At 28.8% G+C, this 22,078-nt stretch carries 19 protein-coding genes; 10 read left to right on the top strand and 9 right to left on the bottom strand.

What is annotated here, in order from left to right; all coding sequences use genetic code 11:
- Positions 1-52: 52 nt before the first annotated feature.
- From L8U00_RS02005 to L8U00_RS01960, 10 genes are read left to right on the top strand one after another with little or no spacing between them, the layout of a single operon-like run.
- Positions 53-1,369, top strand: a complete 1,317-nt coding sequence (locus L8U00_RS02005; RefSeq protein ID WP_318529506.1) for a S41 family peptidase — start codon at positions 53-55, stop codon at positions 1,367-1,369.
- A gap of 1 nt (position 1,370) precedes the next feature.
- Positions 1,371-2,084: a phosphoribosylaminoimidazolesuccinocarboxamide synthase gene (gene purC / locus L8U00_RS02000; protein ID WP_263663357.1), complete on the top strand. Its 714-nt coding sequence runs from the start codon at positions 1,371-1,373 to the stop codon at positions 2,082-2,084.
- A gap of 8 nt (positions 2,085-2,092) precedes the next feature.
- On the top strand, positions 2,093-2,329 hold the full coding sequence (gene purS / locus L8U00_RS01995) for a phosphoribosylformylglycinamidine synthase subunit PurS (RefSeq protein WP_263679376.1): 237 nt from the start codon (positions 2,093-2,095) through the stop codon (positions 2,327-2,329).
- Positions 2,326-2,976 (top strand): phosphoribosylformylglycinamidine synthase subunit PurQ, encoded by a 651-nt coding sequence (gene purQ, locus L8U00_RS01990; RefSeq protein WP_263679375.1) that lies wholly within the window; start codon positions 2,326-2,328, stop codon positions 2,974-2,976. Before purS ends, purQ begins: the two co-directional genes overlap by 4 nt.
- Positions 2,970-4,175 carry an SH3 domain-containing protein gene (locus L8U00_RS01985; protein WP_263708351.1) on the top strand — a complete coding sequence of 402 codons (1,206 nt, stop codon included), beginning with the start codon at positions 2,970-2,972 and terminating at the stop codon, positions 4,173-4,175. Before purQ ends, L8U00_RS01985 begins: the two co-directional genes overlap by 7 nt.
- Positions 4,153-4,842, top strand: coding sequence for a lysophospholipid acyltransferase family protein (locus L8U00_RS01980; RefSeq protein WP_263708350.1), 690 nt, complete (start codon positions 4,153-4,155; stop codon positions 4,840-4,842). The genes L8U00_RS01985 and L8U00_RS01980 overlap by 23 nt, the downstream gene beginning before the upstream one ends.
- On the top strand, positions 4,839-5,207 hold the full coding sequence (gene crcB / locus L8U00_RS01975; protein WP_263706105.1) for a fluoride efflux transporter CrcB: 369 nt from the start codon (positions 4,839-4,841) through the stop codon (positions 5,205-5,207). Before L8U00_RS01980 ends, crcB begins: the two co-directional genes overlap by 4 nt.
- Positions 5,208-5,218: 11 nt before the next feature.
- Positions 5,219-7,048: a molecular chaperone HtpG gene (htpG, locus tag L8U00_RS01970; RefSeq protein ID WP_263708349.1), complete on the top strand. Its 1,830-nt coding sequence runs from the start codon at positions 5,219-5,221 to the stop codon at positions 7,046-7,048.
- Entirely contained in the window at positions 7,045-7,380 is a 336-nt protein-coding gene (locus tag L8U00_RS01965; protein WP_263663363.1) for a rhodanese-like domain-containing protein, read from the top strand. The genes htpG and L8U00_RS01965 overlap by 4 nt, the downstream gene beginning before the upstream one ends.
- 2 nt (positions 7,381-7,382) lie before the next feature.
- Positions 7,383-7,757, top strand: coding sequence for a rhodanese-like domain-containing protein (locus tag L8U00_RS01960; RefSeq protein ID WP_263702573.1), 375 nt, complete (start codon positions 7,383-7,385; stop codon positions 7,755-7,757).
- A 12-nt stretch (positions 7,758-7,769) separates the two neighbouring features.
- On the opposite strand, the gene mog is transcribed toward L8U00_RS01960, so the two are convergent.
- The 9 genes from mog to L8U00_RS01915 form a co-directional block, all read right to left on the bottom strand.
- Positions 7,770-8,297, bottom strand: coding sequence for a molybdopterin adenylyltransferase (gene mog, locus L8U00_RS01955; RefSeq protein WP_263663365.1), 528 nt, complete (start codon positions 8,295-8,297; stop codon positions 7,770-7,772).
- Positions 8,298-8,299: 2 nt separating this feature from the next.
- A complete protein-coding gene (locus L8U00_RS01950; protein WP_263708348.1) occupies positions 8,300-9,898 on the bottom strand; it encodes an AAA family ATPase in 1,599 nt (532 codons plus the stop codon).
- On the bottom strand, positions 9,888-11,144 hold the full coding sequence (mtaB, locus tag L8U00_RS01945) for a tRNA (N(6)-L-threonylcarbamoyladenosine(37)-C(2))-methylthiotransferase MtaB (RefSeq protein ID WP_263708347.1): 1,257 nt from the start codon (positions 11,142-11,144) through the stop codon (positions 9,888-9,890). Before mtaB ends, L8U00_RS01950 begins: the two co-directional genes overlap by 11 nt.
- A complete protein-coding gene (locus L8U00_RS01940) occupies positions 11,141-12,670 on the bottom strand; it encodes a mechanosensitive ion channel family protein (RefSeq protein WP_318529505.1) in 1,530 nt (509 codons plus the stop codon). Before L8U00_RS01940 ends, mtaB begins: the two co-directional genes overlap by 4 nt.
- Positions 12,667-13,725 carry a 3-dehydroquinate synthase gene (gene aroB, locus L8U00_RS01935; RefSeq protein ID WP_263708346.1) on the bottom strand — a complete coding sequence of 353 codons (1,059 nt, stop codon included), beginning with the start codon at positions 13,723-13,725 and terminating at the stop codon, positions 12,667-12,669. Before aroB ends, L8U00_RS01940 begins: the two co-directional genes overlap by 4 nt.
- A 7-nt stretch (positions 13,726-13,732) precedes the next feature.
- Positions 13,733-15,139: a COG3400 family protein gene (locus L8U00_RS01930; protein ID WP_263708345.1), complete on the bottom strand. Its 1,407-nt coding sequence runs from the start codon at positions 15,137-15,139 to the stop codon at positions 13,733-13,735.
- A 68-nt stretch (positions 15,140-15,207) separates the two neighbouring features.
- Positions 15,208-16,896 (bottom strand): ShlB/FhaC/HecB family hemolysin secretion/activation protein, encoded by a 1,689-nt coding sequence (locus tag L8U00_RS01925; RefSeq protein WP_263708344.1) that lies wholly within the window; start codon positions 16,894-16,896, stop codon positions 15,208-15,210.
- Between the two features lie 4 nt (positions 16,897-16,900).
- Positions 16,901-19,537 (bottom strand): filamentous hemagglutinin N-terminal domain-containing protein, encoded by a 2,637-nt coding sequence (locus L8U00_RS01920; protein ID WP_263708342.1) that lies wholly within the window; start codon positions 19,535-19,537, stop codon positions 16,901-16,903.
- Between the two features lie 15 nt (positions 19,538-19,552).
- Entirely contained in the window at positions 19,553-22,063 is a 2,511-nt protein-coding gene (locus L8U00_RS01915; RefSeq protein ID WP_263708341.1) for a hypothetical protein, read from the bottom strand.
- Between the last annotated feature and the right edge of the window lie 15 nt (positions 22,064-22,078).

Here is a 22,078-nt window from a genome sequence, read left to right as displayed (position 1 = left end):
CTAAAATTAGATAATTATTTTATGAATTCATATTTATTTTGGAGTTTTTCCTTTGAAGACAAAAAGAAATCTTATTATCGCAGCTAGCATTTGCAGTTTAGTAACTGCTTCTTTTATTTTTACTAATTTACAAGCTAAAAACCCCGCTCCTAGTGAAGCAGAAAAGAAAATAGAAGCTTTATCTAAACTCACAAGAACCATGTCCATTATAGAACAATACTATGTTGATGATGTTAATTATACAGATTTGGTTGATAAATCCATAGCAGGCTTACTAACAAATTTAGATGCTCATTCTTCTTTCTTAGATGAAAAAGGTTATAAAGAACTTAAAGAGCAAACTAATGGAGAATTTGGTGGACTTGGCTTTACTATTACGCAAAAAGATGGAGCAATTAGCGTTGTAGCTCCTATAGAAGGAAGTCCAGCAGATAAAGCAGGTATTAAAACTGATGATATTATCTTAAGAATTAATAACGAATCAACTTTAGGTATGACTTTAAATGAAGCTGTTTCTAAAATGCGCGGAGAACCTAAGACAAAGGTCACTCTAACTATCTATAGAAAAGGCGATGCAAAACCATTTGATGTCAATTTAAAAAGAGATATTATAAAAGTAGATAGCGTTTATACAAAATTAATCGAAAATGAAAACTTGCTTTATTTAAGAGTGACTAATTTTGATAAAAATGTCGTAGATGAAGCTAGTAAAGCTATCAAAAAACATCCTAATGTAAAAGGAATTATACTAGATCTTAGAACCAACCCGGGTGGTATTTTAAATCAAGCCGTAGGCTTAGTAAATCTTTTTGTAGATAAAGGAGTCATTGTCTCACAAAAAGGAAAAATAGAAAATGAGAATGTAGAATTTAAAGCAAATCCTAGTAAAAAAATCACCAACGCACCTTTAGTAGTGCTTGTAAATGGTGGTAGCGCTAGTGCAAGTGAGATTGTAAGTGGGGCTTTACAAGATTTCAAACGCGCTATTATCATAGGAGAAAAAACCTTTGGAAAAGGTAGCGTACAACTTATATTGCCAATGGATGAAAAAGGCAAAGAAGGCTTAAGACTTACTATAGCAAAATATTATTTACCAAGTGGTAGAACCATACAAGCTGTCGGGGTTAGTCCTGATATAGAAGTATTCCCAGGAAAAGTAAGTAAAGAAGAAAATCATGGCTTTGAAATCAAAGAAAGCGATCTAAAAAAACACTTACAAGCTGAACTTGATAAAATCGGACATCAAGAAAAGAAAAAAGATAATAAAGAAGATAAAAATATCATCACCAAAGAACAAATTGATAATGATATACAATTAAAAACTGCAATAGATGCAATCAAAATTTTAAACATCACAAAAGGAGAGTAAAATGGCAACAAAACTAGATCTTTTATACGAGGGAAAAGGTAAAAAAATGTTTAAAACTGATGATGAGAATTTACTCATCACGGAATTTAAAGATGATTTAACTGCTTTTAATGCAGAAAAAAGAGGTAATGAAGCGGGAAAAGGTGCGTTAAATTGTAAAATTAGTACTGAAATTTTTCATCTTTTAGAAAAAGAAGGTATTAAAACACACCTAGTAGAAACTATCAGCGATAAAGAACAAATTGTAAAAAAATGCAATATTATACCTATTGAAGTTATTACTAGAAATGTAGCCACAGGATCTTTAACAAAAAGATTGGGCATTAAAGAGGGTACGATTTTACCTTTTGCTGTAGTTGAGTTTTGTTATAAAAATGATGATTTAGGCGATCCTATTATCAATGATGAGCATTGTTTGATTTTAAATTTAGTAAAAAGTGAAAAAGATTTAGAATTAATAAAAAACATTGCAAGACAAATCAATTCTATCTTGGTTAAATTCTTTGAATCTAAAGGTTTAAGATTGATTGATTTTAAATTAGAATTTGGTATTGATGGTGAAGGAAATATGATACTAGCTGATGAAATTAGCCCTGATAGTTGTAGATTTTGGGATAGCAAAACTAATGAAAAATTAGACAAAGACCGCTTCAGACAAGATCTAGGTAATGTAAAAATGGCCTATGAAGAAGTATTAAAAAGAATTTTAAGTTAGGAAAAATAATGAAAGTAACTGTAAATATCACACTAAAAAACGGGGTTTTAGATCCTCAAGGCAAAGCCATAGAAAAGGCTTTGCATTCTTTAGATTTTAATAACATATCAAATGTTAAAACCTCAAAACAAATTAGTTTTGATATAGCTTGTGAGGATAAAGAAGAAGCTTTAAAACATGTTGATTTAATGTGTAAAGAATTGCTTGCAAATACTGTGATAGAAGATTATGAGATAATATTATGAAAGTAGCTATTATTCGTTTTCCCGGAACTAATTGCGAGTTTGATACAGCTTATGCTTTTGAAAAACTAGGTGTAAAAATTGAAATCATTTGGCATGAAAGACAAGATTTTAGTGCTGATTTAATTGTTTTACCAGGTGGATTTTCTTATGGAGATTATTTAAGATGTGCAGCCATTGCAAAACTTGCTCCTGCTATGAAAACACTTAAAGAACATGTACAAAAAGGTGGATATGTCCTAGGTATTTGCAATGGTTTTCAAATTTTATTAGAACTTGGTCTTTTAAAGGGAGCTATGAAACATAATAATAGCTTAAGTTTTATTTCTAAAATGCAAGCATTGCAAGTAGTATCAAACAATAATGCTTTTTTGAAAAATTTCCAAAAAAATGACATTATAGAATTACCTATTGCTCACGGAGAAGGAAATTATTTTAATAGCGAAGATGGTATTAAAATGCTAGAAGATAAAGATATGATTTTATTAAGATATATCAATAATCCAAATGGCTCCTTAAACGATATAGCTGGAATTTGTGATGAGAATAAAAAAGTTTTTGGACTTATGCCGCACCCTGAAAGAATGTGTGATGATATACTTGGCTCAAAAGTAGGACTTAAAATGTTTGAAGGATTTTTAAATTGCTAAAAACCTTCAAAGTTTTTTGTGTTTTTTTACTAGCGTTTAATTTATATGCTCAAGAAAATAGCGTTTTTGAAGATTATAACACCCTAGAAAAAAACTACAATCAATTAGACGATCAAGCTAAGCAAATTTATCAAACTATCGCTCCAAGCGATGAGAGTAATTATGAAAGTAAAATCAATGATGAAAATTTTATTCTTCAAGGCTCTTTAGTATTAAATGCAAAAGAATACACTGATGAAGCTTACATAGATGAAGCTTTTACTATAGATCTTGAGGTTATCACCACAACTAATGTAAGTTTTGATTTAAATGTGAGTTTTGAAAAAAATGACGATATGCTTTGGATTAATCCTAATCCTATTTGGGAGCAAAAGGCTAATTCATATCATACAAAATTATGGTTTGAAGCAAAAAGTTTAAATGCTAATTTAAATAAAATCATCGTTTCTTTAAGCAGAAATGATCATATTTTTCAAAGCTCATCACTAATTATAAAACCTATTAGACTTAAAAAAATCGACGCTCCATCTAACAAATACTCACACATAGTTGCAAGTAATTTAGAAGTAAAACAAGTAAAAGCAAGCCATTTTGACAATGATAATATGATTTTATTTATAGAACTTGCAGGAGAAAACACAAACCTAGCAAGTTTTAATATAAAAGATATTCAAAAACAAGGCGTAGAGGCTATTAAAGGTGATTTTGAAAAACAAAGTGGGTTTTATTATGCTATTTTAGATAAAAGCAAAACACGCTTTGATTTTTCTTATTTTAATTTAAATTCTAAAGAATTAAAAGATTTTTCTTTAAAAATAGAACTTAAAGAAGATAGCATAAGCACACAAAGTGATTTAAATCCAAAAACTAATGACTTTAATTTTTACAAACAAGTATTTTTGTGGAGCTTGTGTGGTATTTTTGCTTTATGGTTTGTATTTAAGAAAAGCTATGTAGCTTTAGGCTTAGCAATTTTGGCTCTAATAGCAAGTTTTTTAGCCCAAAATAACATATACAAAGCCATATTAAAGGCTGAAAGCAAAGTGCAAATTTTACCAACTCTTAACTCAACTCATTTTTATTCTGGAAAATATAACCAAGAAGTAGAAGTGTTAGATTCAAGAGATGAATATAAAAAAATTTTATTTAATAATGGAAAAATAGGCTGGGTAAAAAGTGAAGATTTATCAAAGATTTAAAGCTTTAGTATTTTGGATTGAATTTATTTTATCTATTATATTTTTATGCATTGCCTTTTTATTATTGCAATCACAAGAAAAAATTTGGAAAATCAGAAAAGCATGGTCAAAACTGCAAAAATATATAATAAATTATAAAATCCAAACTCAAGGTTCTATACACCCTCAAGCTAATTTACTTTTAATCAATCACCAAAGCTTGTTAGATATAGTTGTTTTGGAAGATTTATGTCCAAAAAATATATCTTGGATAGCAAAAAAAGAACTTGGTGAACTCCCCGTTTTTAAAACTTTGATTAAAAAACCTAAAATTATTTGTATAGATAGAAGTCCAAAAGGTCTAGTAAAACTTTTAAAAGAAGCCAAAGAAAGACTAAAAGAAGATAGAATTTTGGCTATTTTTCCAGAAGGTACAAGATCTAAAACACAAAAACTTTTAAAATTTAAAGTTGGAGCTAAAATTTTAAGTGAAAAACTTAATCTAAAAGTCCAACCTGTTGTAATTGTTGATTCAGCTAAAATTTTAGACACACAAAACTTTAGTGCAAATAGTGGCGTTTTAAAAGTAGTATTTCTTGATCTTGTTGATATAAGTAAAGATGATTGGCTTGAGCAAACTAGAGAAAAAATGCAAACAATCTTAGATAACGAAAGGTCACAAGCTTGATTAGCACGATTTTAGCTGTAGGTTTTGGTGGCTTTTTAGGGGCTATATCTAGAATGCTTACTAGTAGCTTTTTTAATAAAATCATTCCACATGATTTTCCCTATGGTACTTTACTTGTTAATATCATAGGATCTTTTTTAATGGGCTTGTTTTTTTCTTATGCAAACTCTAAAGATGTGCATATTTTTACTAAAAGTTTAATTAGCACAGGTTTTTTAAGTGCTTTTACGACTTTTTCAACTTTTTCTTATGAAAATTTGCTATTTTTGCAAAGTGGTGATTATTTTCACTTTTTTCTAAATATTATTTTAAATGTTATCCTTTGTCTTTTGGCAGTATGGATTGGTTTTTTAATTTTTAAATAAAGGAGATATAAATGCAATTTCAAACTGAAGTTAATCAACTTTTACAACTTATGATTCATTCTTTGTATTCAAACAAAGAAATTTTTTTAAGAGAGCTTATTTCTAACGCAAGCGATGCACTTGATAAACTTAGTTATCTAAGCGTGAGTGATGATGCTTATAAAAATTTAAAATTTGAACCAAAAATTCAAATCAACTTCAATCAAGAAGCAAAAACCCTAACCATAAGCGATAATGGTATAGGTATGAATAAAGAAGATTTAATCAATCATCTTGGAACCATTGCCAAAAGTGGTACAAAAAGCTTTTTGGAAAACTTGAGTGGTGATGCCAAAAAAGACTCTCAACTTATAGGACAATTTGGTGTAGGCTTTTACTCTGCTTTTATGGTGGCTTCTAAAATAGAAGTTTTAAGCAAAAAAGCATTAGATGATAAAGCTTATCTTTGGACTTCTGATGCTAGTGGTTATGAAATAGAAGATGCAAATAAAGATGAGCAAGGCACTTGCATAACCTTACATTTAAAAGATGAAGAATTTTTAAACTCATACCGCATTGAAAGTATAGTAGAAAAATACTCAAATCACATACAATTTCCTATTTTTATGGAAAAAGAAGAATATTTGCCATTAGAAGAAGGTGAAAAAGAACCTAAAAAAGAATTAAAAAACACTCAAATTAACACAGCAAGTGCTTTATGGAGACAAAATAAAGCCAGCTTAAAAGCTGAAGATTATGAAAGATTTTATGAACAAAACTTCCATGACTCAAACAAACCTATGCTTTATATCCACACAAAAGCTGAAGGTTCTATAGAGTATAATTCTTTATTCTTTATACCTGCACAAGCTCCATTTGATTTATATAGAGTAGATTATAAAAGTGGTTTAAAACTTTATGTAAAAAGAGTTTTTATCAGCGATGATGATAAAGAATTATTACCAACTTATTTAAGATTTGTGCGCGGGATTATCGATATAGAAGATTTACCGCTTAATGTAAGCCGTGAAATTTTACAAGAAAATAAAATTTTAAAAAGCGTTCAAGAAGCAAGTGTTAAAAAAATCTTAGCTGAACTTAAAAAATTCAAAGAAAAAGATAAAGAAAACTATCTTAAATTCCATGAGAATTTTGGAAAAGTTTTAAAAGAAGGTTTATATGGTTTTGGCGAAAATAAAGACGCTATAGCTAAGCTTTTATACTTTAAAAACTCAAATAAAGAAGAATTAATTGATCTTGAAGAGTATAAACAAAACCTAGCTGAAGGTCAAAATGAAATTTTTTATATCAGCGGAAAAAATGAAAAACTTTTAAGAAATTCTCCTCTTCTTGAAAGCTATAAACAAAAAAATATCAATGTTTTATTACTTGATGAGGAAATTGATACCATAGTTATGCCTATGATGAATGAATTTGAAGGTTTAAAATTTAGTGCTATTAACCATCTAGCTAGTGAAGAAACTAGCGAAGAACAAAAGGCTGAATTTGCAAGCTTACTCATCAAAATAAAAGAAGTTTTAAAAGATGAAGTTGAAGAGGTAAAACTTAGTCAAAGACTTTCAAATAGTCCAAGCTGTATTGTTTATGATCAAAATAAACCTGATTTTGCTATGCAACAAATTCTTAAACAAATGGGGCAAGAACAGCAAGTTAAACCTATACTTGAAATCAATCCTAATCATGAAATTTTAAAAGCCTTAAAAGAAAATGATACCTTAGTTAATGAAATGGCGCATATTCTTTTAAATATGGCTAAACTTAGCGAAGGCATGGGTATAGATAACCCTAGTGAATTTAACAATGCCTTAAGCAAAATCGTTTCTAAGGCTTTAGAAAAATGAAAAATATAGCTATTTCTAAAGATATTTTGCACGAATTTTGCATTATAGATGTAAGAACCCCAAGCGAATGGAAAAGCGGAGTTATAAAAGAAGCTATACTCATCGCACTTTGCGATGATAATGGCTTTATGAATGAAAATTTCATCCAAGAATTTAAAGAAAAAGTAGATTATCAAAATAAAAACATAGCCTTTGTGTGTGCTACAGGCTCAAGAAGCAAACATACTGCTATAATGATAGAAGATGCTCTAGGTATAGAATGTACTAATCTAGATGGTGGCATGGTAGCACTTTTATCGCAAGGCTATGAAGCTACAAAAAAGGAAAGTTAATTATGAAGAAAATATTTTTATCTTTGGCACTTTGTGCTAGTTTTGTTTTAGCAGAAGTTAAAAATATCGATATTAATGCGGATATTTTGGAAAATTATCAAGTAATTGATATTAGAAAACCTAGCGAATGGGCGCAAACTGGTACAATAAAAAACGCCATTAAAATTAGCTTTTATAATGAAGATGGCAGTGTGAATAAAAATTTCGTTGAGGAAATTAAAAAGATTTCAAGTAATAAACCTATCGCTATAGTTTGTAGAAGTGGTTCAAGAAGCACTAAAGCTTCTGCTTTACTAGATCAAAATGGCATAGAAGTTACTAATTTAAAAGGCGGTATGAACGCACTTTTATCACAAGGCTATGAAACCTCAAAGTAAGTCTAGTTAGACTTACTTTTTCTTTGGCCTAAATACAGAAATTACTTCTTCGTTATTTTCAATATAAGCTCCACCTATCAAATCCACACAATAAGGAATAGCAGGAAATATAGGCTCAATGCATTCTCTTATAGCTTTTGGATTACCCGGTAAGTTGATAATCAATGATTTTCCTTTTATACCCGCACTTTGTCTTGAAAGTATAGCTGTTGGTACATATTCTAAGCTTTTTGCACGCATTAACTCCCCAAAACCTGGTAGCATTTTATCACACACTGCTTGTGTTGCTTCTGGTGTCACATCACGCAAAGCAGGCCCCGTACCCCCTGTAGTAAAAATCAAATCACATTTTACTTCATCAGCCAAATAAGCTAATTTTTCTATAATTAAATCATACTCATCAGGAATTAGCTCATAATAAAAACTTTTTTCATTTTTTATATAAGAATCTAAAATTTTTTCTATCTCTACTCCAGATTTATCTTCATAAATTCCACTACTTGCTCTATCTGAAAGTACTAAAATTCCTATTTTTACCATTTTTACTCCATTATGATTTTTTCTACATCTTGTTTTTCTATTTTTTCATTTTCCAAAAGAATACCAGCCAATATCACTACTTTTTCCTTCATTAATTCTAAAAATTCTTTCACTTCTTGCTTTTGCTCTTGTAATAAACCCTCATTTGCCATAGCAAAAGTTTCCATGAAAGTGAGCAATTCTTTAACCTTTAAAAGATCACTTTGTGCATTAGTGTAACTTTCATTAAAAATAAGCTCCATAGCAACTGAGCCTGCTAGAAAAACTTTTATTTTATTTAATAATTCTGATTTTGATTTGATGGTATTTTCATACTCTTTAAATCTATCTTCAATTAAGGTAATTTTTTCAAATTTAACATCAAAATAAAAAGCACACAAAGCTTTAGCTGCTTGGTATGTGGCTTGAATTTTTCTTTCCTTATCGCTTAGAGAGAAAATCTTTTTTTTACCCATTAAAACTTTATTAAGCACTGCAAAAAAATCATTTTCTTCTATTAAATCTGATTTTCTTCTTATAGCATTAATGGCCGCTTCATTAACTAAAGTCTCTAAAGCTGCTCCACTAAAACCCACACTAGCTTTTGCGATTTTTTCTAAATCTACGTTAGATTTTTTTTCTTTCATATAATTTTGCAAAATATGCATTCTATCTTTAAAATCAGGCAAAGATATAAAAATTCTTCTATCAAAACGACCTGATCTTAATAACGCATTATCCATAAGATCGATTTTATTTGTAGCGGCCATCACTATAACCCCGCTATTATCTTCAAATCCATCCATTTGAGTTAAAAGTTGATTTAGAGTATTGTCTCTTTCTACATTAGAAAAATCCCCCCTACTTTTACCAACTGCGTCAATTTCATCTATAAAAATGATACTTGGAGCTTTTGATTTAGCTTTTAAAAAAAGCTCTCTAACTCTTTTTGCGCCCATACCTACATAAATTTCTACAAAACTAGCCCCACTTTGATAAAAAAATGGCACCCCAGCCTCGCCTGCTACTGCTTTTGCTATCAAGGTTTTACCTACTCCAGGAGGCCCTACTAGTAAAACTCCTTTTGGCATTTTCACGCCAAAATCTTTATATTTTTGAGGATTTTTTAAAAAATCAACGATTTCTAAAAGCTCTACCTTGGCCTCATCAACCCCTGCTACATCTTTAAATTTAACTTCACTTACTACATCTTGTATAGTGTTATTTTGTTCATTTTTTTCTAAAATATTTTTTTCTAAAGAAAGTAAATTTTGTCTATCTTTATTTTTTTTATTAAGAAAGAGTAAAAAACTTACAAGAAAAGCAAGCAAAATAAATATCAAAAAAAACTCACTTAAATTATAATCTTTAGCATATTCTAAAGGAATTTTTTGCCACAAAGCATTTAAATCCACTACATCTTTAGCAATTAAAAAATTTCCTTCTTTGCTTTTTAATAATATTTCATTATTTTCTACTATGGCTTTTTGGATTAAATTTTGCTCTAAAAGCTCTTCATAAGCAGCCTTGCTAATATAATCAGGTTGATTTTTTATAAACGCAACTATTACAAAAACACAAAGCAATAAAAATGAAGCTAAGATAATCTTTTTATTTTTCATCCCTTAACCTTACATAATTACAATCTTCTTTGCATTCATATTTTTCAATATTTATCCATTGTTTAGCAATATCTTCTTTGCTTGTAATTTTGATTTTATTAAAAAATTGATCATAGCCTTCATAAAAACCATCTTTTTTACTCTCAACTAAAATTTCTAAAGTATCTTTTTGATTTTTTCTAAACTCATAATTATTTTGCGCGACTATATCTTTTAAAATATTTAATCTTTCTTTGGCTATTTCACCATTAATTCGTTCACTCATAGAAGCAGAATGTGTTCCATCACGCGGTGAGAAAATAAAAGCATGAATATGTGTAAGTTTAAATTGCTTGAAATTTTCTAAAGCTTCTTGCCATATTAATTCACTTTCTCCAGGGTGTGCTACAATAAAGTCTGTTCCTAAAGCAAAACCTTTTTGACTTAACTCATTAAACAGTGCTAAATCATTTTGCGTATGCGATCTTCTACGCATTATGCGTAGCATTTTCTCATGAGTGTGTTGCAGGGCAATATGTAAATGCTTTTCAAGCCAAGACTCATCTAAAATTTCTTTAAAACTCTCATCAATTTGAGCAGGCTCCAAACTCCCAAGTCTTACTCTTTTTATACCATTAACCTTACCTATTTCTTGTAATAATTTTCCAAGTGTAGTTTTATCTTTTAAACCATAACTTCCTATATTCGTACCCGTTAAAACCACTTCACTATAACCATTTTGTGCAAGAAGTTTGATTTGTTTTATTATTTCCTCACTTGGCATACTTCTTGATTTACCCCTAACACTTGGGATTATGCAATAACTACAAGCAAAGTCACATCCTTCTTGAATTTTTACAAAAGCTTTAGTGTGGTTTTCATAATTACTTACGATTTTTGTATCAATAAAGCGTAAATTTCCAAGCTCATAAAAGGCTTTATCTTGCGAGATTAACTCGTTAATTTTATCTTTATTAGAAGCCCCTAAAACTCCAAAAATTTCTTTTTTATCAAAAAAATCCTTTCCCTTGCTTACAGCACCACAGCCTGTAAGTATAACCTTAACTCCATTTTTCTTTACACCATTAATATAGCTTCTAAGCCCGCTATCAGCACCATTTGTAACAGTGCAAGAATTTATCACTATCACATCAGCTTCTTGCTCATTTTGCGTGACAATATGATCTTTAATATAAGTTTTTAATAATTGCGTATCATAAATATTAGTTCTACAACCAAAAGTTTTAAAATATACTTTTTTTTTCAAATATCTTCCTTATTTTCTATAAATTCATGCTTTGCCATATATAAATTTTGCGATGGATAAGCTATTTTTATATCATCATGTTTATTAAATTCATTAATGATTTCTTTGCTTATATTACTTCTTAAAATCAAAGCCGCATAAGAATTTGTCATATACCAAGCAGAAATTCTCATACCATAACCTTCCAAAAATGTAAAAAACCTAGGCTCTACTTTAGGATTTCTAATGCTGTATTCATTTCTTAATTTACTCATAGATTCTTTTGCAATTTTTGTATAACCTTTAGAAGCTTTTATAACAATTTCTTCCACTATTTCTAAGGCCTTTTGATGATTTGAATCAAAAGTCAAAGTAATATCAAGTCCATCCCAAACTGTTTTCATACCATGATGAGTATAATTTGATATGAGATTAGTAAATATAAAATTATTTGGTATAAAAATTATCCTACCACTCCTTCGATTATCTGTATAAGTTAGCAAAGAAATATCTTCATATAAGGTTATTCTTAAAAACGAAATATCAATTATATCACCAATATAATGCGTATTGTTTTGAAAAACTCTAACCCTATCGCCCACTCTAAAACTTCCACCAAAAACTATCACACACCAACCAAGCATAGACATAAACATATCTTTCATAGCAATAGCCAAACCAGCAGAAGCAAAACCAAGCACAGTTACTAAGTAACTGATATTTTCAATATATCCAAAAAGTAAAATCAAAATAATCACATTGATATTAATAAAATTAATGATTTTATTTGCTGTATAAAAGCGATCATTATCGCCTATATATTTTCTAGCTATAAATTTGAGTAAAAACGCTATGGCTACAACGATAATAATAGCCAAAACTATATTAAAAGCTCTTACACCTTGAATTTTAATAGAAGCTGTTGTTTTTTCAATTTCTTCTTGAATTTTTTTCTCATACACAGAATAAGAAATTTCTCCAAAACGCAGAGTTTGTGAAAAATCTCTTACCATTTGATTGGATATTTTTAAATACTCATCATGTTCTTTACTAGGGGCTAATTTAGCTATCTCAGCCACTAAAACATTTTCTTTTATAAGCTCATCTAAAGTTTGCTTAAAACTATTTAAGAGATTAACATATTCTTCTTTATCACGTCTTAGTTTTTTTATGTGTGAGTATGCTGAAATGATGGCTAAAGGATTAGTTAGTTTATCTATTTTATCAACTTCTTCAGGCGCTAAAACCATCTTGGAAAAATTTGCACTTTTATACTCACTTAAAAGCTCTAATCTTTCTTTTAAGATTGAAATTTGCCTTTCTATAATGCTTTTATTGCGCTCATTAGCCTTTAAGCTTTCTTTTTCTAAAGCTAAAATTTCATTTTGAGTTTTTCTGTAAATATTAAAATTATTATATTTAATCACCCAAGTATTATATGTTAAATTATTATGCAATTCATTGAGTTTTTGCTCTAAATGCTCTATATCATCTTGTGCTAAAAGCATCAAAAAAGGTAAAAATAAAAGTAAAAAAATCTTTTTCATGCAAACACCTCTAAAGTGCGTAAAATATCTTCTTTGTTTATATCATTTTTTATACAAGCTTTTCCCAAACCACAAGCTAAAATAAAATTAATCTTTTGAAAATGTGTCTTTTTATCCAAGAAAAAGGCATTGTAAAACTCTTGTGTATTTGAAATTTTATAAGATATAGGTAATTTAAATTTCACAAGTAAATTTTGCACTCTTTGGCATTCTTTCTCACTTAATAATCCTAAATTTAACGCTAAAACATTTGCCATATTCATACCTATAGCCACAGCTTCACCATGTAAGTATTTTTTATACCCTGTTTGATTTTCTATAACATGAGCAAAAGTGTGTCCATAGTTTAAAAGCATTCTTAAACCGCTTTCTTTTTCATCTTGTGAAACCACACTAGCTTTAAGCTCTATGCTTTTTTGGATGATTTGAGCCAAGGCAATATCATCTAATTTAGCATTTAAAAATTTATCCTCATTCAAATTTTCTAAAAAAGATAAAATTTCCTTATCAAAAACCACAGCCATTTTGATAAATTCAGCCATGCCCGCAGCTAGTTCTCTTGAAGGCAATGTTTTTAAAAACTTACTTTCACAATACACCGCTTTTGGCTGATAAAAAGTACCTATTAAGTTTTTGCCAAATTTATTATTCACTCCAGTTTTACCACCCACACTTGCATCCACACAAGCTAGTAAGGTTGTGGGAATATTGATAAATTCTATCCCTCTTTGATATATACTTGCTACAAAACCACCCATATCAGAGATAACCCCGCCACCAAAGCTTATAAGCAGACTTTTTCTATCTAGCTTATAAGCACACATTTGATCTAAGATATATTCTATAGTTTGTAAATTTTTATACTCTTCACCATCTTTAATTTTTATGATAAAAAGCTCTTTAGCTTGAATTTTTTCCAAAAGCGTATCTAAATGCAGCTTTGCTACTAATTCATTAGTTAAAATCACTACTTTAGTATCAAAATTTAACTTTTCTAGCTCATTTATATAGACATTATAACTTGTATTATTTTCTAAATTTACCTTAACTTGCATTGTTTTCTCACAGCGATGGTATAAATAATTGATAATTTTTACTCATTTTATAATATATCGTATTTAAATCTGTTTTTAAAATTTTATTGAAATTACTTCCTAAAATTTTTTCATTAAATGGCACAAAATGCAATACATTTTGTTTATAAGAAAATTTATTGATAGGGTTATGTTCTTTTTCTTCTATTAAAAGTAATTTTTCATCATGGAGTTTTGAAAGGCTTTCAAAATATTGGTGGTATTCAAAAATTTCAGCTTTATTTAGTTTTAAATCATAATAATACAAAGCAAGCCCTAGTTGGATTTGCTTATTTAAATCAAGCATAATAGAAGCAATACCTTCCACATCTTCAAAATTTGAGCTTAAAACCACCGATGATTTTAAGTCAGCAAAATCCCCTTTACCTGCTTTTAAAACAGGAATTTTTAAAGTAAAAAGAAAACTTTTTTCTTTTTCAAAAAGATAATCTTCCACTACAAGTAAACCTATGCTAGTATTTTCCACAAAAGGTTTAATGTTTTTTACATTTGTACTTTCAAAGTCAAATATCACCTCAGTGCTATTTTTATGCAAGGCTTTAAGTTTATAATACATAGGAGTTAAAGTAGGATTAATCACTTTAAAATAAAGCTTTTTACTATTAATCCTTACATGCAAAAGTAAACTTGCAAAAATAAGCTTTTCTATAGCAAACTCACTCATTTTTTTCATATCTATAATACAAAGTATATTATCTCCAAAAGGCGATGGAAAGCGTCCTAAGCTTGTTTTAACATTAGTAAAAACACTTTGTAAAACTTTAGGATCACCTACAATTAAAATACTATCATTTGGCATTAAAATAAGTCCAGGTCTTGCTAGGATAAATTCATTATTTCTATAAACCATTACAATTTTAAAGCGTTTTTGGCTAATAGAGCTTATATGTCTATAAGCAAAGCTTGATCCTGCAGGAATTTTTACCTCCATTATCTCACCTTGTCCAAGCCCTATAAATTGCGCCATAGAAGGCATGTTATCTAAACAACCTGTTAATCTCGTGCTTAAAGTATCATAAATATTAATCACTTCGCAAAAATTATCATCAATTTGACTATTCCACAAATCCATGATAACTATGTTTAATCTTGGGTGTAATTTTCTTAAATTTTTATAGCAAGCTAACATATCTGCTTCTTCTTGCATATAGATGATAGCTTGATGGAATTCTTCCTTTAATAAATTTTCTAGTTTAACCAAACTTGTAGGATCAAATTTATAAAAAGATATTTGTTCATTTTCTAAATCCAAATCCACACTTTCATCATTATAATAAACAACACTCAAAGATTCTTTAAAAGTTTTATTGCTATGAATTTTCCTTAAAAAATCTTTAGCAAAAATCCCATCAGCTAGTAATAAAATTTTATTCATTTACACCTCTAAAATATAAAATATAATTATAGCAAAGTTATAGTTTATATTTTAAAGTTTTTATTTTTTCAAAAATACACCCCACCACTAAGATAAATTCTAGTTCTGTGTTCTCCATCATACTTATACTGATGTGCAGCTCTAGCTCCATCTAATTTTACATAATATTTTCCAGGATTTAGATATAACAATTCAAGTCCTACTGCATCCATAAAATAATGATCATCTATATAGTTATCACTATTTTCATACCAAGAATATCCTATATCATAAAAAGGTGTAATATAAAATCCTGGCAAAGGGGTTTCATATCTTATTCCAAAACTAGCTTTTACAGCATTATCTGCACTACCTTCTCCTTCTAAATAAGCTCTTACCCCATAAGGACCACCTATAGAAGCAGTTTCACTACTATCTAGTATTGATCCTCCTATAGATTTTTGATAGCTAAAACTAAACAAATGGGTAAGTTTTTCGTGTAGATAATACTCATTATTAACATCTAGATTTATTTTTCCAAAATGACCCAATTCAGGTCCTGCTAAAGTTATACTACCTCCATCATCATCTACATTTCCATAAAACACATTAAAAGTATAGCTAAAAGAGTTATTTGGAATTCCTCTATAAGTTCCTTGTGTTCCAACATTACCCACAACACTGTATTTTTTAAAACCCAAACTACCATCAAAATAATAATCTTGTAGTTGTTTATGTGTAATTCCAAAGATTAAATATGATGAGGCTTCGTGTGTTAAGAATATAGGATAAGAAAAATTAACTCCTATATTCAAAGAAGTTCCATAAGCACCTAAACCTTCATATCTTTCCCCTGCAAGTATATAAGAACCTTTAGAGATAGTTGGAGAAATTTTTAAGTCCCCTAAAAAAGTATTATAAGTTGCTCCAAAATTAATTTGTTGTTCATCACTATTTTGTAGATAAAAATTATAATTATCTCCTTGTTTAAAGAGATTGTTAAAGCTAGCACTTACCCCTGCATGATACTTACCAGTTGATTTGGTTCCATAATTATCTGCATATATCAAAAAACTAGCTGGGTCATCTTTTTCTATTTCAACAATAATATCACTTTGGCCATATTCAGTTCCAGATTGTAAAGTTGCTGATGTTTTTATACCATACATCTCATTAATTCTAAAAATAGCATCTTCAAGCTTTTTGGTAGTTATAATTTTTCCTTTTAAGCTTTCATTTAACTTACTATTTACAGCATAAGATGAAATTAAAGATTCTTCATCTTTTATGATAAATTTCCCTAAAGTGCCAAATGCAATATTTACCTGAACTACCTGATTGCTCAAATCTTGTGGTGGTATATAAGCAACAGTTGATGGATAACCACTAACTTGACACATATAAGAAATGATATTTGTGATATCTTTTAAATTTTGAAGATTAAGTTCTTGTTTTTTATAACCTTCTAGAACTTGTAAAATATCTGCCTTATTAATTTTTAATTTTTCAAAAGTCTCACCTTCATTATCTATATGCAAAATAAAATCTTTAATATAGCTAACATTTTCTTGAGATTGACTTTGTGGTTTTATTTCTTTTTCTTGTTTATACTCTATAGCTTGATCTTTGTTTTTTAAGCTATTGCTTAAATTTTTAACTTGAGGATTAGATGAATGAGGAGATAATTCTATCATTTTTCTAACTTTTGTTTCATCAGATTCAGCCCATAATAAAGTTTGGGCTGTGATTAAACTTATAAAAAATATCTTTTTATTCATACTCTTATCTCTTTCTTGTAATACACACATTCATAGTTTTAGATTCATCGCTTACTATACAACGAATTCCACCCGCATCTGCACTAGCTTCGCCTATTTCTGCTTCTTCTTTTTCTTCTTTCTCTTCATCTTCAAAATAAACAATTTTTACCAAGTTATGATCAGGTTTTGGGATATTAGGTTTAACTTCTGGTTCAGTTGGATCTTCACCGCCTCCTCCTTTTCCAGGCTCATCAAATGTTGGTAATAATCCTTTAATAGGTAAATTAACACTACCTAAAATTTCATATGAACCACTATATCCATTATATCCTCCAACTTCTTTAATGTCATTTTTAACAAAAACATTATCTTTTAAATTATCATAAGAACTCATTAAGTTAGAGTATAGTTGATCAAGTACTTTAATATTAGCTAAGATAGAATCATAAGTTGATTGTAAATTATCTGTTATACCTTGCTCATTAAGTTTGTTATATTCGTTAATTCTTTCTATCAAAGCAGCTAAAGTATCTTGATAAGCACTATAAGCATTATTAAATTCATCTTGAGCAGCTTTTACTTCTTTTTCTTTTTCTTTTTTTATAGTCTCTTTGTTTGTATAAACTTCATAGGCTGCTTTAAATTTTTTATAAGAATCTGAACCATCATCTTTCCAAAATTTAAAGAATTCATCTCCTATAGCACCATTAGCAAAAAATGTATTTAAAAAATCAACACTTTGATCAATTTCATTGTTTTCATTTCCGCCTACAATTTTCCATTTACCTGTTTTAGTATCATAAGCATAATGTCCATTCATAATATCATCTAAAATATGCTGAAGCATAGCAGGATCAAAATCGTTTTTTTCTAGTTTTGAAGCATCTATGGATTTACTAAAAGAATCAGCAAAAGCATATTTTTCATCCTTGTATTTTACATCTTTAAGTTGACTTATTATTTTTTGATGAAAACCATTTTTAGCTTCACTTTCATTTGTATATTTTATTTTTTCTATAAAAGCCTTATCTTCATCAACAGTACCACTTTGATTATTAGAATAATAAACATAAACATTGTCAAATGTACCCACATTTCCAGCTTGACCTACTAGTAAACCAGCTTTGTATGTTTTACCATCAGCAGATAAAACTGAATTTGCATTAAAAAACAAATATACATCTTTCATCATAGCAGCACTTCCACTATACCCAGTTATCCCACCAGCTTTACCATTAGAATTACCATGAGCAATAATTTTTTCAATATCATTTAAAATAACATTATTAAAATGACCACCATCTATGTGACCACCTATTCCACCAACATATGAACCTTCTCCACCCTCAACACTAATTTTATTTAAAGCTACATTTTCAAACTTAATTGCACCATTAGAACCATTACCCCAGCCTATAATTCCACCTACTCTATTGTTAGCACCTTTAATATTTATGTCAATGTCGTTGACTGTTACATTTGTAAAATTTGTTTTGCTATTTGCTTTATTTTTACCAACTATACCACCTATATAAGCACTATTGATATTTCCTATTATTTTTAAACCATCAATACTTAAATTTCTTATGGTGCTATTTTCTACAACACCAAATAATCCAACATATTGGGAATTGGTATTAATATTCACGTTTTTTAAACTATATCCTGATCCATCAAAACTTTTTGTAAAAGCACTACTTTCATCTATTCCCACTATTGAAGTGTTTTGGCCTTTAAAATCAATATCATCAATTAAACGAAAATTATCAAAAGAATTTCTAAAATTTTCTCCATTCACTTGTTTATTTTCATTCCAATATTGTGCAAATAAATTCCACTCAGCAGCGTCTGAGATACTTCCGTACTTAGTCCAAGTTTGAGCTTTATTTTCAACATCTCCATAATCTCCAAATTTGAGATTATCACCTGGTAATAAGCTACCATTGTCTGTAAAGCTATTAATACTTTGCTGAGCTATAGCTTGACCATTTTTATCTGCTATAGTCGCTATAACATCATTTTCCTTACCAACAACAGCTGCATCCACATATACACTATTACCAACTAAATGAATTTTGGATTTATTATTTTTAGTATTTGAAGAAATTTTACCAGCATTAATCTCCACCTTATTACCTATTAAAAGTATATCATTTGCATTAATAGTTCCAAGATTAACTATGTTTCCTTTTTTGTTTACATCAAATGCTGGAGAGAATTTTGAACCTTGTGATACAAATACATTAACTTGATCATTACTTAAAGGCGTAGTAGAAGCTACAAATTTATTTGCGGTAACACTACCTCCTTTTTCTATCACTACACCCATAGGATTAATTAAATAAATATTATTAGTCCCACCATTTAAAGAACCAAAAATTTTAGATGCATCTTTTTGATAAGCAATGTTTAGATAATTTTGACCACTAGTAGTAAAGTTTACACTTTGACCCCTATCTATATTAAAACCGCCACCCCATTGGATAACATGATTACCGTTTTCTGTTTTTCCGGTAATACTCATACTATTACCATTAGTAATTATAGTCCCACTAGTTCCATGAGTAAATTTACCACCTTGCGGTAAAGCCATTAGTGGAGAAAAGATTAAAGATGATGCTATGGTAGAAAGAAATATTTTTTTTCCAACTTGTTTCATGTTTTAACTCCTTATTTAATTAAATTTCACATAAATAGTTTTTAGATCTTTAGAAGCTTCTAAACTAAATTTAACTTTATTAAAACCTTTTAAGTTTTTTATTTGTTTGTAGTCTATGTCTTTTACATTAGAGGACATTTTACTTAGATATTTATTGAGTCTATATTCACTTAAGCTTTTACCATCTTCATCCACAAAGCCTTTATCACTTTGTATTAGTTTAAAGGTTTTGTTTTTTAGTGCTAAGTTATCTTTTACTAATACTTTAAAAATTCCAGATAAAGTAAGGTTTAATGGTTCATTACTAATATGTAACATCGCTTGATCTGCTTGAGTATTTTTAGATATTACAAAAGTAAAATCTTCAAAATTATTTACCATTTCAGTGCCAACATAAGCAACGTCTAATATCAGATGATTATTTTTAGATAAATTTTCTAAATGTGGGGCTATATGATTATAAACTTTTTTCTCAGCATGTTCATGGAGTATTGTACCGCTAATACAGTTCATGCTATCATTTTCATAAGTAAAAAAATTACCACCTAAGTACAGAGTATTATTATAAGATTTACTCTCTTTGTCTTTATCTTTAAAAACAGCAGATGCTGCAATAAATACAGCATTTTTGTTTTTATACTCATCTATGTTAATATTAAAAATTTCTACTATATTATGATGAGTATTTTTAGATACACCACCTATTAAATGCAAATACCCTTCTCTTTTATCCGAAGAAGTTCCAAATGTAGCATTTTCTAGTATGACTTTATTATATGAACTCTCATTAGCTGCTCCAACTACAGTAGCACTTTCTTTAGCAGCTGAAGAATAATCTTTTAAATATATATAATTATTACTTGCTTTTTCATCTGCTCTTATAACTATTTTTGAACCTCTATCTAAAGAACTATTTTCAGAAAGACTTTGTACTAAATCATAAGTTATCTTATTATCATTGACTTCTTTTGCCTCGATTAAAAAGCTTAAATTTTTTGATGATTTGACTTCCCTTAGTGAGATTTTATTCCCATTTGCTTGTTCAGGCGTATAAACATGATCTTGCATAGTAACTTTTTTGGTTATAAAGCCATATAAAGGAAGAGAAATTAAAGAATTTTCAATATTAATACTATTATCATTAGCATTACCACTTAAGGTTCTAGCTGCATACACCACAAGTTCATCTTTATAGTTTTGCGGAACTAATTCTTCATTAAGATTATTTTTTATACTAATAACATTACCATTTGCTCCTTTTGTTGCATAACCACCATATAATCTAAAATAATTCTTTCCTGAAAAATTATCACTAATTTTAAATGGATTTTTAAAGTCAAATTCTACATGATTTTCATTTGCTTGACCATTACTAGCAAAACCTCCATAAAAATTCATAGAAGCTTGCACTTTAGAATTTTTATTTAATTCTCCTATAGTATTAAGATTTCTTACATAAATTTTATTTTTAAGAGCATTTCCTTTAATAGATTTTCCTCCAAAAAACTCTCCAAATAAAATAGCATCATAAAAGCTTGGATTTTTTGTTTTATCAACTTCCAAATCTAGATTAATATTATTAATTATAAGTTTGTTATTAATTGCATTAAAATTCTCACTCGTACTAGCATTAGCTAATCCACCATAAGCTTCAATAGTACTAGATGCAAAGTATTCATTCTTTTTTCCATGCACTATAAAATCAACCCCATTAAAAACAATTGAGTTGTTTTTTGCATCACCATCTGTAGCAAATCCACCAAAAAGATGGGGTATCCTACGATCATAAAGTTGGGTACCATCATAATTTGTAATATATTGAGTATTATATAAGCCTATTTTAGAACCCTTTTCGAGGTTTAGCTTATTCGAATCTGCCATACCATTTAAAACAACAGAACCTGCTATATAAGGAGCACCATTTAGTGCAAATGTTTCAGTATTTTCAACACCCATATTAATATAAGAATTTTTAACTATAAGTGAGTTATTAATTGCATTAGCATAATTTACAAAAGCAGGACTAATTATAAATCTATAAGCATCCTCAACACCTTTTGGAAATTCTTTATTTATGTTTTTAGGTTTTATATAATATATTGATGATAATTCACCATTTTCCAAGATAAGCTGACTATTTTTTACATTTTTTTTCAGATTAAACCCTGTTACAACAAAAGGAATATAAAAAATACTAGATCGCGCGTTCATAAAAGCCATAGTGTTTAATACACTAACAACATCCTCATCTTTAATATCTGGAGTTAATACACCAAAGTTATTATATATTAACCTTGCCCCATCAATATCTTTTTGACTATTTTTAATCCCATGATAATTTTTTCCATTAAGTTTAATAAAAACATCTTTTGAATAATCATAAAAATTTTGATTTTCAAAAGAATGATTTTTTATAATATAAGATGATGATGATTTTTCATACAAAGCTTGCGTAGTAGCAAATGATAAATTTGGCATCATCGCAAATAATAAAGTAACACACAAACTACCATGTATTTTTTTCACGCTCTCTCCTTTTAG

Source organism: Campylobacter sp. IFREMER_LSEM_CL2256 (assembly GCF_025771645.1).
In the GTDB taxonomy this organism is placed as follows: domain Bacteria; phylum Campylobacterota; class Campylobacteria; order Campylobacterales; family Campylobacteraceae; genus Campylobacter_D.
The sequence above is the reverse complement of the archived record's forward strand: the minus strand, read 5'-3'. Positions and strand labels throughout refer to the sequence as shown.

Bases quoted from the DNA above. Each gene is read 5' to 3' on its own strand.
- purC (WP_263663357.1), top strand. From the start codon at position 1,371: ATGGCAACAAAACTAGATCTTTTATACGAGGGAAAAGGTAAAAAAATG.
- purS (WP_263679376.1), top strand. From the start codon at position 2,093: ATGAAAGTAACTGTAAATATCACACTAAAAAACGGGGTTTTAGATCCT.
- purQ (WP_263679375.1), top strand. From the start codon at position 2,326: ATGAAAGTAGCTATTATTCGTTTTCCCGGAACTAATTGCGAGTTTGAT.
- htpG (WP_263708349.1), top strand. From the start codon at position 5,219: ATGCAATTTCAAACTGAAGTTAATCAACTTTTACAACTTATGATTCAT.
- L8U00_RS01965 (WP_263663363.1), top strand. From the start codon at position 7,045: ATGAAAAATATAGCTATTTCTAAAGATATTTTGCACGAATTTTGCATT.
- L8U00_RS01960 (WP_263702573.1), top strand. From the start codon at position 7,383: ATGAAGAAAATATTTTTATCTTTGGCACTTTGTGCTAGTTTTGTTTTA.
- mog (WP_263663365.1), bottom strand. From the start codon at position 8,297: ATGGTAAAAATAGGAATTTTAGTACTTTCAGATAGAGCAAGTAGTGGA.
- L8U00_RS01950 (WP_263708348.1), bottom strand. From the start codon at position 9,898: ATGAAAAATAAAAAGATTATCTTAGCTTCATTTTTATTGCTTTGTGTT.
- L8U00_RS01940 (WP_318529505.1), bottom strand. From the start codon at position 12,670: ATGAAAAAGATTTTTTTACTTTTATTTTTACCTTTTTTGATGCTTTTA.
- aroB (WP_263708346.1), bottom strand. From the start codon at position 13,725: ATGCAAGTTAAGGTAAATTTAGAAAATAATACAAGTTATAATGTCTAT.
- L8U00_RS01930 (WP_263708345.1), bottom strand. From the start codon at position 15,139: ATGAATAAAATTTTATTACTAGCTGATGGGATTTTTGCTAAAGATTTT.
- L8U00_RS01925 (WP_263708344.1), bottom strand. From the start codon at position 16,896: ATGAATAAAAAGATATTTTTTATAAGTTTAATCACAGCCCAAACTTTA.
- L8U00_RS01920 (WP_263708342.1), bottom strand. From the start codon at position 19,537: ATGAAACAAGTTGGAAAAAAAATATTTCTTTCTACCATAGCATCATCT.